General features: G+C 74.3%; 13 protein-coding genes, 1 pseudogene and 1 riboswitch. Of the genes and pseudogenes, 2 read left to right on the top strand and 12 right to left on the bottom strand.

Going from position 1 to position 14,273, the window contains the following annotated elements:
• Positions 1-105 precede the first annotated feature (105 nt).
• The gene (locus ACIBK5_RS16410; protein ID WP_399020163.1) at positions 106-645 is read right to left on the bottom strand and encodes a DinB family protein; all 540 of its coding nucleotides are present in this window, start codon (positions 643-645) and stop codon (positions 106-108) included.
• 316 nt (positions 646-961) lie between these two features.
• Positions 962-2,062: a pyridoxal-phosphate-dependent aminotransferase family protein gene (locus ACIBK5_RS16405; protein ID WP_399020162.1), complete on the bottom strand. Its 1,101-nt coding sequence runs from the start codon at positions 2,060-2,062 to the stop codon at positions 962-964.
• 120 nt (positions 2,063-2,182) lie between these two features.
• Here ACIBK5_RS16405 and ACIBK5_RS16400 point away from each other — a divergent pair, with 120 nt between their 5' ends.
• Together ACIBK5_RS16400 and ACIBK5_RS16395 are read left to right on the top strand one after the other, a co-directional pair.
• Entirely contained in the window at positions 2,183-3,274 is a 1,092-nt protein-coding gene (locus ACIBK5_RS16400; protein ID WP_399020161.1) for an amidohydrolase family protein, read from the top strand.
• A 156-nt stretch (positions 3,275-3,430) separates the two neighbouring features.
• Positions 3,431-4,354: an SCO1860 family LAETG-anchored protein gene (locus ACIBK5_RS16395; protein ID WP_399020159.1), complete on the top strand. Its 924-nt coding sequence runs from the start codon at positions 3,431-3,433 to the stop codon at positions 4,352-4,354.
• A 193-nt stretch (positions 4,355-4,547) separates the two neighbouring features.
• On the opposite strand, the gene cobC is transcribed toward ACIBK5_RS16395, so the two are convergent.
• The 10 genes and pseudogenes from cobC to ACIBK5_RS16345 all read right to left on the bottom strand — a co-directional run bounded on the left by cobC (position 4,548) and on the right by ACIBK5_RS16345 (position 14,261).
• Positions 4,548-5,603, bottom strand: a complete 1,056-nt coding sequence (gene cobC / locus ACIBK5_RS16390; protein ID WP_399020158.1) for an Rv2231c family pyridoxal phosphate-dependent protein CobC — start codon at positions 5,601-5,603, stop codon at positions 4,548-4,550.
• A complete protein-coding gene (locus tag ACIBK5_RS16385; RefSeq protein WP_399020156.1) occupies positions 5,593-6,414 on the bottom strand; it encodes a sirohydrochlorin chelatase in 822 nt (273 codons plus the stop codon). The genes cobC and ACIBK5_RS16385 overlap by 11 nt, the downstream gene beginning before the upstream one ends.
• Positions 6,415-6,545: 131 nt before the next feature.
• Positions 6,546-6,962 (bottom strand): annotated as a pseudogene (locus ACIBK5_RS16380) (cobalamin biosynthesis protein); the annotation flags it as partial.
• A 17-nt stretch (positions 6,963-6,979) separates the two neighbouring features.
• Positions 6,980-8,362 (bottom strand): cobyrinate a,c-diamide synthase, encoded by a 1,383-nt coding sequence (locus ACIBK5_RS16375; protein ID WP_399020154.1) that lies wholly within the window; start codon positions 8,360-8,362, stop codon positions 6,980-6,982.
• Positions 8,362-8,961 (bottom strand): cob(I)yrinic acid a,c-diamide adenosyltransferase, encoded by a 600-nt coding sequence (gene cobO, locus ACIBK5_RS16370; protein WP_189730307.1) that lies wholly within the window; start codon positions 8,959-8,961, stop codon positions 8,362-8,364. Before cobO ends, ACIBK5_RS16375 begins: the two co-directional genes overlap by 1 nt.
• On the bottom strand, positions 8,961-10,982 hold the full coding sequence (locus tag ACIBK5_RS16365) for a putative cobaltochelatase (protein WP_399020151.1): 2,022 nt from the start codon (positions 10,980-10,982) through the stop codon (positions 8,961-8,963). Before ACIBK5_RS16365 ends, cobO begins: the two co-directional genes overlap by 1 nt.
• Entirely contained in the window at positions 10,979-11,182 is a 204-nt protein-coding gene (locus ACIBK5_RS16360) for a hypothetical protein (RefSeq protein ID WP_399020149.1), read from the bottom strand. Before ACIBK5_RS16360 ends, ACIBK5_RS16365 begins: the two co-directional genes overlap by 4 nt.
• The gene (locus ACIBK5_RS16355; protein WP_399020147.1) at positions 11,179-12,714 is read right to left on the bottom strand and encodes a cobyric acid synthase; all 1,536 of its coding nucleotides are present in this window, start codon (positions 12,712-12,714) and stop codon (positions 11,179-11,181) included. Before ACIBK5_RS16355 ends, ACIBK5_RS16360 begins: the two co-directional genes overlap by 4 nt.
• On the bottom strand, positions 12,711-13,652 hold the full coding sequence (locus ACIBK5_RS16350) for a cobalamin biosynthesis protein (RefSeq protein WP_399020144.1): 942 nt from the start codon (positions 13,650-13,652) through the stop codon (positions 12,711-12,713). Before ACIBK5_RS16350 ends, ACIBK5_RS16355 begins: the two co-directional genes overlap by 4 nt.
• 100 nt (positions 13,653-13,752) lie before the next feature.
• Positions 13,753-13,893: riboswitch (cobalamin riboswitch) on the bottom strand.
• 146 nt (positions 13,894-14,039) lie between these two features.
• The gene (locus ACIBK5_RS16345; RefSeq protein ID WP_391108494.1) at positions 14,040-14,261 is read right to left on the bottom strand and encodes a hypothetical protein; all 222 of its coding nucleotides are present in this window, start codon (positions 14,259-14,261) and stop codon (positions 14,040-14,042) included.
• Positions 14,262-14,273 lie beyond the last annotated feature (12 nt).

Below are 14,273 nucleotides of genomic sequence, written 5' to 3'. Positions count from 1 at the left end.
TAGGACCGAAGAAAGCGGGCAGAAGAATACGGGAAGCTGTTCGTTGATGAATTCTTAATATGTGTGCCAGCTTACATGCGGGGTGTAGCGGAAAGCACGTGTAATTCAGGCCCCGGTCACTCCGTCGATGCGTTCCCGCAGGATATCGGCGTGACCGTTGTGCCGTGCGTACTCCTCGATCATGTGAATCAGCACCCATCGCAGACTGACCTCCATGCCCGGGACCGGCCCCTCGGCGACCCGCCCGACGTGGTCCAGCGGCAGCCCCGCACACAGCTCCCGCCCGCGCGCGACCTCCCGCCGCCAGATCCCCAGCGCCTCGTCGAGACCCCGCCCCGGATGCAGCGTGTAACCGGTCGGGTCCTCGAACAGAGGCGGGGCGTCGAGACCGGCGGTGACCCGCTGGAACCAGTTCCGCTCGACCTCGGCGAGGTGCTGCACCAGCCCGAGCAGCGTCAGCGAGGACGGCTCGGCCGAAGGGATCCGCACCTGCGCGTCGTCAAGACCCGCGCACTTCAGCGCCAGCGTCGCCCGGTGAAAGTCCAGCCAGCTCTCGAGCATGGCCCGCTCATCACCACTGAGGTGCGGCACGGGGCGGCCGTCGGGGAGGGTCGGGGTGTGTTCGGCAGATGTGTCGGTGGTCATGCGGGGAGCATGGCAGGGGCCACTGACATCGCTCCATCGCTACTGGCACCGACCGGCGTCTTTCAGCCCGCCCGGCGCCCCGCACGGCCGACCGGGGTGTCACTCAGCCCGTCCGGTGCCCGTCACGGCCGATCGGGGTGCCCTTCACGGCCGACCGCGGTGCCACTCAGCCCGCCCGGCGCTTGAGGACGAGGCCGTCCAGGCCGAAGCGGGGGCCTGGGGGCGCAGACCCCAGCGGGGTCGAAGGGGCGGAGCCCCTGGAGGCAGGGACGGGAAGGGGTGGCGGGGGCGAGGAACGGAGACCCCCGGCCGACGACTACCGCCACGCCTCCTCGACGGCCCGCAGCGCCCCCTCCACATCCACGCTCAACCCCTGCTCGGAGAGAGCCGCCCCCAGCGCCGCCAGACTCCCCCGCACAGCCCCTCGCGTCGCATCCGCCCCGTAGTGGTTGACCCGGATCATCTCCTTGGCCAGCGCACCCCCACCGGCGGCGACCGGCAAGGCCGGGTCCGACTTCAGCGCCCTGGCCACCAGCTCCGACGCCACCACCCCGGACGGCGCCCGGAGCGTCGTGGCGACGGGCGCCGCGTCCCGGGCCTCGTACACATACGGCTCCAGCCCGCCACCGAGCGCGACCGCCCCGGCCCGCGCGGCCGCCGCGGCGGAGGCGTGCCGGGCCATCACGGCATCCAGCCCCGCCGCCTCGATCCGCTCCACGCACGCCTCGAGCCCGAGCATCTCCAACTGCGCCGGAGCGTGCGGCAGCGCCGTGCGGCCGCCGTCGATCCAGCGCTCCTTCCAGTCGAGGAGCGACAGATACGACCGGCGCGGCGCCCGCGGGTTCGCCGCCATCCGGGCCCAGGCCCGCTCGCTCACCGAGACCGCCGAGACACCGGCAGGGCCGCCCATCGCCTTCTGCGCCCCGATCACGCACAGATCCACGCCCCAGGCGTCCGTCAGCACCGGCTCGGCACCGATCGACGCCACCGCGTCCAGGTAGAACAGCGCCCCGTGCGCCCGCACCACCTCGCCGATCTCCGCGACCGGGTTGGTGTTCCCGGTCGCCGCCTCCGCGTGCACCAGGGACACGAAGCCGATCTCCGGGTGCTCGGCGAAGGCCTGCCGGATCTGCTCGGCCGTGACCGCCGTGTGGAAGGGCACCGCCAGATCGACCACCGTGGCACCGCAGTCCCGCAGCCAGTCGCCGAAGGTCTGCCCGTACGGGCCCGTGATGACGTTCAGCGCCGTCGTCCCCGGCCCGGCCGCGGCACGGATCGCGCCCTCCAGCGGCAGCAGCGCCTCGCCCTGCATGATCACGACGTCCTGCTCGGTGCTCAGCAGCCGCGCCACACGGTCCTCGATCGCGGCGAAGCGCTCCGCGCCGAGCGGGGCCAGGTCCAGAAACGGGTGCGTCACGGTGGGGCTCTCTTCGTTCACGGGGCGGGCGGCATCCGCCCGGGGCCGACGGCATCGAGGGTAACCGGCGGGTACGTCCCCCCTCGCAGCCGAGGTCCGCGGCTCACTAGGGTGCGGTGCATGAGCGAACGCACGGTGCTGCACGTGAAGGGACGGGTGCTCGTCGGGCCCGAGGACGTCCGCGACGAACTGTGGGTGGTGGACGGCCGCGTCTCCTACGATCGTCCCGCCGGTGCCCGCGACATCCGCACCGTCAAGGGGTGGGCCCTGCCCGGCCTCGTCGACGCGCACTGCCACGTGGGACTCGACCGGCACGGCGCGGTCCCCCAGGACGTCGCGGAGAAGCAGGCCCTGACCGACCGGGACGCCGGCACGCTGCTGATCCGCGACGCGGGTTCGCCCTCCGACACCCGCTGGGTCGACGACCGCGAGGACCTGCCGAAGATCATCCGTGCCGGGCGGCACATCGCCCGCACCCGCCGCTACATCCGCAACTACGCCTGGGAGATCGAGCCGGAGGACCTGGTCGCCTACGTCGCCCAGGAGGCCCGGCGCGGCGACGGCTGGGTCAAGCTGGTCGGCGACTGGATCGACCGCGACCTCGGCGACCTGTCGGCCTGCTGGCCCCGGGGAGCCGTCGAGGCCGCGATCGCCGAGGCCCACCGCCTGGGCGCCCGCGTCACCGCGCACTGTTTCGCGGAGGACTCCCTGCGGGACCTCGTCGAGGCGGGTATCGACTGCATCGAGCACGCGACGGGCCTGACCGAGGACCTCATCCCGCTGTTCGCCGAACGGGGCGTCGCCATCGTGCCGACCCTGGTCAACATCGCGACCTTCCCGCAGCTCGCCGACGGCGGCGAGTCCCGGTTCCCGCGCTGGTCGGCCCATATGCGCCGGCTCCACGAACGCCGCTACGACACCGTCAGGGGCGCCTACGACGCCGGTATTCCCGTCTTCGTCGGCACCGACGCCGGCGGCGGCCTCGCCCACGGCCTGGCGGCGGCCGAGGTCGCCGAACTGGTCACGGCCGGTATCCCGCCCCTCGACGCGCTGGCGGCGGGAACCTGGACGGCCCGCACCTGGCTCGGCCGCCCCGGCCTCGACGAGGGCGCCCCGGCCGACCTGGTGGTCTACGACGAGGACCCCCGGGCCGACGTACGCGTACTGGCCGCGCCGCGCCGGGTGGTGCTGAACGGGCGCGTGGTCGGCTAGCCGCGAGGGTGACGCCGGGGAACGCCTGTGCCGGGAGATTCGAAAACTTCCACGGTATCGCCACGTTGGAGTGAAGAGGCGTCAGATCGCTGACGTCGTACGCCGGTTGCGCGAGTCTTTCCGGGTCCCGAGCCTGTCTCTCCTGGAGTCCCCACCGTGAACAGCACTTCCTTCCGCATGCCCGCACGCCGTCTGGCGACCGTGGCGACGGCCACGGCCCTCGCCGCCGGGCCCGTGGCACTGACCGGCGTGAGCCCGGCGCACGCCACCGGCGACCACGGCCGTGCGAGCGCCGTCGTCCTGCGCACCGGCCTCGATGTCTCCCTGCTGAACAAGTCGGTCGAGGCTCCGCTCGCCGTCTCCCTCAACGAGGTCCAGGCCCCGCGGAGCGCGGAGAAGACGGCGCTGACCGCCCGCCTGGACGGGGTGAACGGCGGACAGCCCTTCAGTGTGCTGCGCGCGGACGCGGCCGAGGCGAGAGCCACCGCGACCGCCACGAAGGCCGAGGGGAGCACTACCCTGGCCCGTGCCCGCGTCCATGTCCCCGGCCTGCCGCTGCTGTCGGTCGTCGAGATCGAGCAGGTCACCTCGAAGGCCGTCTGCGAGGCCGGGAAGAAGCCGGTCGCCACGACCGACCTGCCCGGCTCGGTGACCGTGCTCGGCAAGCGCGTCACCCTGACCGCCGGCGGCCCGACGGACGTCAAGGTGCCGGGCGTCGGTGATGTACGCCTGGACCTCTCCAAGACCCGGACGACGTCCCGGACGGCCGCCGCCACCGCCCTCGAACTCACGGTGTCCGTCAACCCGTTGAAGCTGAACGTGGCCGAGGTGAACGGCACGCTCACCCTGGCCGAGGCGACCTGCGAGACCCCGAAGGACGCGCCCGCCGCACAGCCGCCGGCCGAGCGGTCCGCCGAACCGTCCGACGCCCCCGCCGAGATCGAGCCGCAGGGCGCACCCGCCGGGGAGGGCCTGGCCGAGACCGGCGGCAGCTCTACGACCCCGTACATCATGGGCGGCGCGATCGCCCTGCTCGCCGTGGGCGGGGGAGCGGTGGCCCTGGCACGCCGCCGGGGCTGACCTTCCGGGGCGCGGGGACGGAGTGCCGTTCCTGGGCGGGCGCAGGGCCCGGACCGCGCGCTGCCCTGCCGACCCGCCCGGACGGTTCCCGGCACACCGACCGAGGCGGAGCCAACGGGGCCGCCCAGGCCGGGCAGCCGCCTGCCGAGGCCGTTCGACAGCTCGGCGAGCCCGACGGGCCGACGCGTGCCCGTCAGCCCGTCAGCGCGTGCTCCAGTGCCCGCAGGAACCCGTCCGTCGTCGTCCGGTCCCGCACCGCGAGACGGAGCCACTCCTCGTCCAGGCCGGGGAACGTGTCGCCGCGGCGCACGGCGTAGCCGAGGTCGCGCAGGCGGCGGCGTACGGCCGCCGCGTGCGGCAGGCGGATCAGGAGGAACGGGCCCTCCGCCGGCCCGGCCACCCGCAACCCCGCCGCGGCGAACCGCGCGAGGCCGGCCACCAGGTGAGCGCGGTCCGCCGCGACGCGGTGGGCGGCGTGGGCCGCCTCGGCCACGCCCCGGGGTCCCACGCACCCCCGCGCCGCGGCCAGCGCCGGTGTCGACACCGGCCACAGCGGCTGCGCCCGCTCCAGGTCCTCGACGGTCTCGGGCGCCGCCAGCACGTACCCGACGCGCAGCCCGGCCAGCCCCCAGGTCTTGGTCAGGCTGCGCAGCACCACCAGACCGGGGACGTCGACGCGGCCCGCCAGGGCCTCGCGTTCGCCCGGCACCGCGTCCATGAACGCCTCGTCCACGACCAGCACCCGCCCGGGACGGGCGAGCCCGGCGATCGCCTCCGCCGGATGCAGCACCGACGTCGGGTTCGTGGGATTGCCGATCACCACCAGGTCCGCGTCCTCGGGGACGGCCGCCGGGTCCAGCCGGAAGCCGTCCTCCGCGCGCAGCAGCACCCGGCCGACCGTGTGCCCCGCGTCCCGCAGCGCCGCCTCCGGCTCCGTGAACTGCGGGTGGACGACGACCGGCCGCTGCACCTTCAGCGCCCGCGCCAGCAGCACGAACGCCTCCGCCGCGCCCGCCGTCAGCAGCACCCGCTGCACCGGCAGCCCGTGCCGCTCCGCCACCGCCGCCCGTGCGGCCCGCCCGTCGGGGTAGGCCGCGAGCCCGTCCAGCGACGCGGCGATGTGCTCCCGCAGCCACACCGGAGGCGTGCCGGCCCGGACGTTCACGGCCAGATCGACGAGCGAGCCGCCGTCGTCCCGGACCTCCGCGTCCCCGTGGTGCCGCAGATCGTGCCCGCTCTCAGTGCGCATGCGAGTGCGCCCCCTGGTGGGAGTGCCCGGGCGCGTGGTGGCCCCCGGCGGCCTCCTCGTACCGCTCCCACACCAGGTCCAGCAGCTCCGGCTCCGGACCGATGACGCCGGCCGAGCGCACCTCGATCCCGGGGTACGCCTCCGCCCAGCCCTCCGTCGCCTGCCGCACCCGGTCCGGCTGGACGCCGGTGAACAGGAAGTACGGCAGGACCACGATCCGCCGGGCCCCCAGCCGCACGCACCGGTCGAGCCCGTTCGGCACGTCCGGCGCCGCCAGCGACGCGAACGCCGTCTCGACCCCCGCGTACCCGCGGCCCTCCCACAGCAGCCGCGCCGCCCGGTGCACCTCGGCGTTGGCGTCGGGGTCCGAGGACCCGGGCCCCACCAGCAGCACCGTCACATCGGCCCGGTCACCCGGCCTGCGCCCCGCGGCACCGCCCAGCGCCTCGTCCACCCGACGTTCCAGCACGTCCAGCAGCACCGGGTGCGAGCCGAGCGGGGGACCGTACGTGTACGAGATCCCGGGGTGCCGCTCCTGCTCACGGGCCAGGGCCGCCCGGATGCCGCCCTGGGCGTGCCCGGCGGGCAGCAGCGTCAGCGGAACGGCGGTGACGTGCCGTACGCCCCGCTCCACCAGCTCGGTGACGGCGTCGCCCAGCGGCGGCCACGAGGGCTCGACGAGGCCGCCCGCGACGGGCAGTTCGGGGCGCCGGGCCTCCAGCTGCCGTACGAACGCGCGGAACGCCTCGGATCCGGTGTCGTCACGGGAGGTGCCTTGGCCGGCGATGAGCAGGGCGGGCGGGATGGTCACAGGTGCTCCTCGGCGGCAGTGGGGTGGTACGGCGGGACGTTGAGCGCGGCTTCGGACCCGGCCGGACGGGTCGGGCCGGAACCCGGCTCGGCGCCCTTGGGATGGTCGGCGGTCTCGCGGCGGGTGATCCCGGCCCCGGCCGTCTCGATGTCGCGTGAGGTGTCCGGCCGGAGCCCGGCCACCCCCGGCCGCCGCACGACGGCACAGGTCGCCCTCGCGGGGCTCGCGGCCGACTTCCGCTTGGATACCAGGAGTTCACCTCCGCCGGCGAGTGCGGCGGCCTCGGCCACCGACGGGGTGCCGACGGCGGTGAGCGGCGCGTCGGACGGGTGCGGCACCTCGACCTCCGCCAGTTCCCCGGCGGAGTAGGTCACCAGGGGCACCCCGAGCCGCCGCGCGGCCTCCACGACGCCCGGCTCCTCCGCCTTGGCGTCGACGGTGGCGAGCTCGGCGACGCACGCCGCGGACAGTCCGGCCTCCCGCAGGGTGTCCTCGACAAGTCCGAGCACCTCCTCGACGGAGACACCCCGCGACGCCCCGATCCCGACGCCGACCAGCCTGCCGCTCATGACGTCCGGCACCTCTCCACGAACCGGAGCGCGACACCGGGCTCGGACGCCCAGTGCGTGTGCAGATAACTCGCGTGCACACCGCGCCGTACGAACCCCTCGACCCGCCGCTCCGGGGTCCGGAACCCCCAGGCGGGATCCGGCCCCGAGCCGGGCTCCACGGCGGTCCGGTGGAACTCGTGGCCCCGCATCCGGGTCCCCGCCGCCGCGAGCGCACTGTCGCCGAGCGCCACGGCGTCCCGGTACCCCAGGGTGAGCCGCCGCGTCATCCGCGCCCCGGCGTCCAGCACCCCGCACATCGGCTGCCCGTCCAGCTCCCGGCACAGATACAGCAGCCCCGCGCACTCGGCGGCGACCGGGGCGCCGCTCTCGGCCAGCCCGGCGACGGCCTTGCGCAGGGGTTCGTTGGCCGACAGCTCGGAGACGTACATCTCCGGGAACCCGCCCCCGATCACCAACCCGCTTGTGTCTTCGGGCAGTTCCTCGTCCCGCAGCGGATCGAAGGGCACGACCTCGGCCCCGGCGGCGGTGAGCAGCTCGGTGTGTTCGGCGTAGGAGAAGGTGAACGCCTCACCACCGGCCACGGCGACCCGAGGCCGGGGTGACTCGTGTGACCGCGTCGGCCGGTGGCCGGCCGAGGACACCGCCTCGGCGGCGTCCCAGGCCCCGCAGGACAACGCGCCCGCGCCCCGGGCCAGCCGCATCAACGCGTCCAGGTCGCACCCCTCGGAGACCTGCTGGGCCATGGCCGCGACCGCGTCGACCGCCTCCTCGCGCCGCTCGGCGACCGGCACCAGCCCCAGATGCCGCGACGGCGTGTCCACCTGCGGCGCCCGCCGCAGCACCCCGAGCACCGGCACCCCGACCTGCTCCATGGCCTCCCGCAGCAGCCACTCGTGCCGGTCCGTCGCGACCTTGTTCAGAATCACGCCCCCGACCCGCACCTCCGGGTCCCAGGTGGTGAACCCGTGCACCAGCGCGGCCACCGACCGGGACTGCGACGACGCGTCGACGACCAGCACCACCGGCGCCCGCAGCAACTTCGCGACATGAGCCGTGGACGCCAGCTCGCCCTCGCCGGCCGCCCCGTCGAACAGCCCCATCACGCCCTCGACGACGGCGATGTCACACCCCCGCGCCCCGTGCAGGAACAACGGCCCGACCAGCTCCGGTCCGCACAGATAAGCGTCGAGGTTCCGTCCCACGCGCCCGCTCGCGAGCGCGTGATACCCGGGGTCGATGTAGTCCGGCCCGACCTTGTGCGGGGACACGGCGAGTCCCCGCGCGGCGAACGCGGCCATCAGCCCCGTGGCCACGGTGGTCTTGCCGCTGCCGGAAGCAGGCGCGGCGACGACCAGCCGTGGGACGGACGAGGACATCACCACTCGATGCCCCTCTGCCCCTTCTGCCCGGCGTCCATGGGGTGCTTCACCTTGGACATGTCGGTCACGAGGTCGGCGAAGTCGACGAGCTTCTCCGGCGCGTTCCGCCCGGTGATCACGACATGCTGGGTCCCGGGCCGGTTCCGCAGCACCTCCACGACCTCGTCCGTGTCGATCCAGCCCCAGTGCAGCGGGTAGGCGAACTCGTCCAGCACATACAGCTTGTATGTCTCGGCCGCCAGGTCACGCTTGACCTGCTCCCAGCCCTCCCGGGCCTTCTCCTCGTTGTCCATCTGCCCGTCGCGCTGCACCCACGACCAGCCCTCGCCCATCTTGTGCCAGTCGACGGACCCGCCCTCACCGGACGCCCCGAGCACGCGCAGCGCGTTCTCCTCGCCGACCTTCCACTTCGCCGACTTGACGAACTGGAACACCCCGATCGGCCACCCCTGGTTCCAGGCCCGCAGCGCGAGCCCGAAGGCGGCGGTGGACTTGCCCTTGCCGACGCCCGTGTGCACGAAGACGAGCGGCCGGTTCCGGCGCTGTCGGGTCGTCAGTCCGTCGTCCGGAACGACACTCGGCTGTCCCTGCGGCATTACGCGGCCCTCCTCGAAGTACCCTGCACATCCTTGACCAGCCCGGCGATGGAGTCGGCCCGCAGTTCGTCCAGCGTCACGGCGGTGCCGCCCAGGTCACCCGCGAGCTGCCCGGCGAGCCCCAGCCGCACCGGACCCGACTCGCAGTCCACGACGACGGACGCGACGCCGTCGGCCGCGAACAGCCGCGCCGCACGCCCGGCCAGGGCGACCGGCTCCGGGCCGCCGGTGGCCCGCCCGTCCGTCACCACCACGACCAGCGGACGCCTTGCGGGATCGCGTAGCCGCTCCACCCGCAGCACGTCGTGCGCGCGCAGCAGCCCGGCGGACAGCGGGGTACGGCCGCCGGTCGGCAGCGACTCCAGCCGGGCCGCCGCCGCGTCCACGGACGAGGTCGGCGGCAGCGCGACCTCCGCGCCCGACCCCCGGAAGGTCACCAGACCCACCTTGTCCCGCCGCTGGTACGCGTCCAGCAGCAGCGACAGCACGGCACCCTTCACGGCGCTCATCCGCTGCCGTGCCGCCATCGACCCGGAGGCGTCCACGACGAACAGCACGAGGTTGCCCTCGCGGCCCTCGCGGGTGGCCTGCCGCAGATCGTCGCGGCGCACCACGAGTCCCGGCCCGGACCGCCCGCGCGCCCGCTGGTGCGGGGCCGCGGCCTGCACGGTCGCCGCCAGGTGCAGCTTGGTGAGGGAGCCCTTCGGCCGCCGGGCGCCCGTGGTCCGGCCGTGCTCGGTCCGGGCCCGCGAACGCCGCCCGGCGGCACCCTCGCCGAGTCCGGGCACGCTCAGCACCTTGGTCCGGAAGGGTTCGGAAGCGCGGGCGGCCGACTGTTCGCCGGCTCCCGACGGCTGCGGCTGCGGCTGCCCGTCCTGCTCGGCCTCCGGCCGGGCCTCCTGGTCACCGCCCCGGGGCCCGTCGTCGGGGGCCGGCTGTCCACCGCCCCCGCCGGGCCCGTCCGGCCCCGAGTCCGGGTCCGGGTCGAGATCCGGGTCCGGGTCGTCGTCCCCGGAGAACTCCTCCAGGGTCTCGTCCAGCTTGTCCTCGTCAAGACCCGGCGCGTCGAAGGGGTTGCGGCGCCGCCGGTGCGGCAGCGCGAGCAGCGCGGCCTGGCGTACGTCCTCGGAGAGCACGTCCGTACGACCGGCCCAGGCCGCCAGCGCGGTGGCCGTCCGGGCCATCACGATGTCGGCACGCATGCCGTCCACCTCGAAGGCCGCACAGGTCGCCGCGATCTGCCGCAGCGCGTCGTCGCCCAGCCGCACCGACGGCAGCAGCTTCTTCGCGGCCACGATCCGGGCCCGTACGTCGGCCTCCTCCTCGGCCCAGCGGGCGGCGAAGGCGGCCGGGTCGTCGTCGTACGCCAGCCGCCGCCGTACGACCTCGACGCGCTGCTCGGGCTCCCGCGAGGCCGCGACCTCGACGGTCAGCCCGAACCGGTCGAGCAACTGCGGCCGCAGCTCGCCCTCTTCGGGGTTCATGGTGCCGACCAGCAGAAAGCGGGCGGCGTGCCGCACGGAGACGCCCTCACGCTCCACGTACGAGGCGCCCATCGCGGCCGCGTCCAGCAGCAGGTCGACCAGGTGGTCATGGAGGAGGTTGACCTCGTCGACGTAGAGGATGCCGCGGTGCGCGTCGGCGAGCAGGCCGGGCTCGAAGGCCTTCACGCCCTCGGACAGCGCCCGTTCGATGTCCAGCGCGCCCACCAGCCGGTCCTCGGAGGCGCCGACGGGCAGCTCGACCATGCGGGCCGGCCGGGAGGCGAAACCCCCGGGCTCATGCGGCCCGTCCGGGCAGCCGGGGTCGGGCGAGCCGGGGTCGCAGGAGAAGCGGCACTCGGAGACGACGTCCACCTCCGGCATGAGCGCCGAGAGCGCCCGCACGGCCGTCGACTTGGCCGTGCCCTTCTCGCCGCGCACCAGCACACCGCCGACCGCCGGTGACACGGCGTTCAGCAGCAGCGCGAGCCGCAGATCGTCCTGGCCGACCACGGCCGTGAACGGAAAGGGGGTGGTCACTTTTCGTCGTCCTCCAAGTCGCCTTCGAGTTGCGGGTGGATGTCGGGTCGCGGACGGCTGTCGGGTCGCGGGTGGATCAGACAGCCGGGGGTCGGGCAGCCGGTCCAGCGTCTCAGGTGGCCCGCGCTCGCCGTGCGGGCGGTCGGCCCCACCGCCACGGTCCTCAACTGGGCGGCCGACCCCACCGCCATGGTCCTCATCTGGGCGCTCCCGGCGGGACGAAGGGCAGCCCCTTCGGCGCGCCGGACTCGATGAGCCGCCACAGCGCGTCCGTGTCCGCGTGCTGTTCGATCAGGTCGCCGAGCCGGTCGAGCTGCTCCTCGCGCAGCGCGGCGAACGAGGTGTCCGGCGCCGGTACGAAGCGGCGTCCGGCGGCGTCCGCCACCTCGCGCAGGAAGGCACGCCGGAATCCGTCCGACTCCAGCGAGCCGTGCCAGTGCGTGCCCCAGGTCTGGCCGACCCGGCAACCGTCCAGGCCGCGTCCTTTGTCATCAGAGATGAACGTGTCGCCGCCGGTGACGTCGGCGACGCCGTGGTGGATCTCGTAGCCCTCGACGTGCTCCCCGAGGGCCTCGCCCGTCGGCCGGGTGAGGGTCTTCTCGCGGGCGAACCGCACCCGCACGGGCAGGACCCCGAGCCCGTCGACCTGGCCCCTGCGGCTCTCGACGTCGTCCTCGATGTGCTCGCCGAGGATCTGGAAGCCGCCGCAGATGCCGAGGACGGGCCGCTGCTCGGCGGCCCTGCGCGCCAGCGCGTCGGCCAGCCCGCGCTCCCTTAGCCACTCCAGGGCACGGACGGTCCCGCGGGTCCCCGGCACGACGACGAGGTCGGCGTCGGCGAGTTCCTCCGGCCGGTCCACGAACCGCACGACGACACCGGGTTCGGCGGCCAGCGCGTCGACATCCGTGAAGTTGGACATGAGCGGGACCGCGCAGACGGCGACGCGCAGCACGTCCTCGCCGACCGGCGGGGCGACGACGGACTCGCGGACCGTCCCCCGCAGGGAGACGCGCAGCCCGTCCTCCTCGTCGATCCCGAGCCCGTGCCGGAAGGGCAGAACGCCGTACGTCTGCCGCCCGGTGAGGCCGTGGAGCATGTCGAGCCCCGGCTCCAGCAGGGAGACGTCCCCGCGGAACTTGTTCACTAGGAACCCGGCGACACAGTCCTGGTCCTCGCGGGACAGCAGGGCTACGGTCCCGAAGAACGAGGCGAAGACCCCGCCCCGGTCGATGTCGCCGACGACGAGCACGGGGAGCCCGGCGCCCCGGGCGATCCCCATGTTGACGATGTCCGTCCGTCGCAGATTGATCTCGGCGGGAGAACCGGCCCCCTCACAGATCACCGCGTCATACGTGCCCCGCAGTTGCTCAAGGCAGTCGAGCACGGTCCCGAGCAGCCGCTGCTGCCGCCCGCCGTGGTACCCGCGCGCACTCATCTCCCCGACCGGCTTGCCCAGCAGCACGACCTGACTGCTCTGCTCGCCGCCGGGCTTGAGCAGCACGGGATTCATCAGCGCGGTCGGCTCCACACGGCACGCCTGCGCCTGCATGGCCTGCGCCCGCCCGATCTCGGCGCCCTCCCGCGTCACGAACGAGTTCAGCGACATGTTCTGCGCCTTGAACGGCGCGACCTTGACGCCCCGCCGCACCAGCCACCGGCAGATCCCGGCGGTCACGACGCTCTTGCCGGCGTCGGAGGTGGTACCGGCGACGAGAAGCCCCCCGCCCGTCATGACGTACGCCCCTTCACGATGTGGCGCGCGGCGGCACAGACGCCGAGCGCGAGCCAGCCGACACGCCTGGACAGCCGTGCGGCCCGTTCGATGTCCCGGGTCGTGACGCCGCGCCCCGCGCCGTTGAGTACGGGCCGGTGCTCGACCCGCCCGCCGTAGGACAGGGTCCCGCCGAGCCGCACCCCGAGCGTCCCCGCGAACGAGGCCTCCACGGGCCCGGCGTTGGGACTCGGATGCTTGGCGGCATCGGCACGCCAGGCCGCCACGGCTCCCCGTGGATCGCCCCCGGCCACGGCCGCGAGCACGGCGGTCAGCCGGGCCCCGGGCCACCCCGCGACATCGTCCAGCCGCGCGGAGGCCCACCCGTAGCGCCGGTACCGGGCCGACTTGTGCCCGACCATGGCGTCGAGGGTGTTGACGGCCCGGAACCCGAGAAGCCCGGGCACGCCGCCCACGGCCCCCCACACGAGCGCCCCCACGACGGCGTCGGAGGTGTTCTCCGCGACGGACTCGACGACGGCCCGGGCGATCCCGTCGGCGTCGAGTGCCTGTGGATCCCGTCCGCACAGATGCGGCAGCCGCGCACGGGCCGCTTCGACGTCCCCGGCCTCCAGGGCGCGTCCGATGACCTGCGCCTCCCGCGCGAGCGAAGTCCCCCCGACGACGGCCCAGGTGGCGACAGCGGTCAGTCCGATCGACGCGGGGGCGGACCTGCGCACCGCACGCGCGGCGACGGCCCCCAGCGCGACGGCCCCGCCCGCGCACACCACGGTGTGCAGCGCGCCCCATCCCCGGTGGTCCCGCCACAACACCCGCTCCACCGCACCCGCGGCCCGCCCGAACGCGGCGACCGGATGCCCCCGGCGAGGATCTCCGAGCAGCAGATCACCGATCAGACCGACGGCGGCACCGTACGCGTGGACGCGACCGGCACCCATGGGCTCAGCCGGCCTTGGCGGCGGACAACGGTGGAGTACTGACCCTCGATCGGCAGCCGAGCATGGCGATATGTCCTCACTCAGGGTGTCCACGCCCTGGTTCGACGAGACCGGCGGTGAGAGTTCCTGGCTCCCGGGGGGTTGTTACCCCGGTGACAGTGGCGGGACCGCGCCGGACTTCCACCGGCTTCCTCTCCTGCCGCCGTATTGGCCCCGGCAGTCCACCACGGCCGCGAACAGCCGTCAACTTGCCGTTGACCTGCGAGAGGAGAGTGTGGACAAGCCCACACCGCCCGCCTCGCAGGGGGTGCCGACGGCTGCCCCGCACACGGCGACCGGGCGGCCCGGGACCGAAGCCCCGTGCCGCCCGGTGACGGACGATCGTGGTCAGGCCACGATCAGATAGATCCCGTACCCCACAGCCGCCGCGCACGCCGCGAAGCACGCGTACGCCCCCGTCACCGCGAGCCCCGCGGACCCGCCCGCCGCCACCGCCCGCTCACGGCGCGACAGGCCCGTGATGCCGAGGGTGAACAGGCCGACGAGGATCACGGTGGCCACGAGGCTGACGCCGAAGACGGAGCCGAGGGTCGCCCAGTCGATCTTCATCTCAGAGATTCT

It is taken from the genome of Streptomyces sp. NPDC050546 (assembly GCF_044457425.1).
Classification (GTDB): Bacteria; Actinomycetota; Actinomycetes; order Streptomycetales; family Streptomycetaceae; genus Streptomyces.
This window is presented reverse-complemented; position numbering and strand designations above follow the sequence as displayed.

Coding starts and splice junctions, on each gene's coding strand:
- ACIBK5_RS16345 (WP_391108494.1), bottom strand. CDS start 14,261: ATGAAGATCGACTGGGCGACCCTCGGCTCCGTCTTCGGCGTCAGCCTC.
- ACIBK5_RS16360 (WP_399020149.1), bottom strand. CDS start 11,182: ATGAGGACCATGGCGGTGGGGTCGGCCGCCCAGTTGAGGACCGTGGCG.
- cobC (WP_399020158.1), bottom strand. CDS start 5,603: ATGCGCACTGAGAGCGGGCACGATCTGCGGCACCACGGGGACGCGGAG.
- cobO (WP_189730307.1), bottom strand. CDS start 8,961: ATGCCGCAGGGACAGCCGAGTGTCGTTCCGGACGACGGACTGACGACC.
- ACIBK5_RS16375 (WP_399020154.1), bottom strand. CDS start 8,362: ATGTCCTCGTCCGTCCCACGGCTGGTCGTCGCCGCGCCTGCTTCCGGC.
- ACIBK5_RS16400 (WP_399020161.1), top strand. CDS start 2,183: ATGAGCGAACGCACGGTGCTGCACGTGAAGGGACGGGTGCTCGTCGGG.
- ACIBK5_RS16355 (WP_399020147.1), bottom strand. CDS start 12,714: ATGACGGGCGGGGGGCTTCTCGTCGCCGGTACCACCTCCGACGCCGGC.
- ACIBK5_RS16410 (WP_399020163.1), bottom strand. CDS start 645: ATGACCACCGACACATCTGCCGAACACACCCCGACCCTCCCCGACGGC.
- ACIBK5_RS16350 (WP_399020144.1), bottom strand. CDS start 13,652: ATGGGTGCCGGTCGCGTCCACGCGTACGGTGCCGCCGTCGGTCTGATC.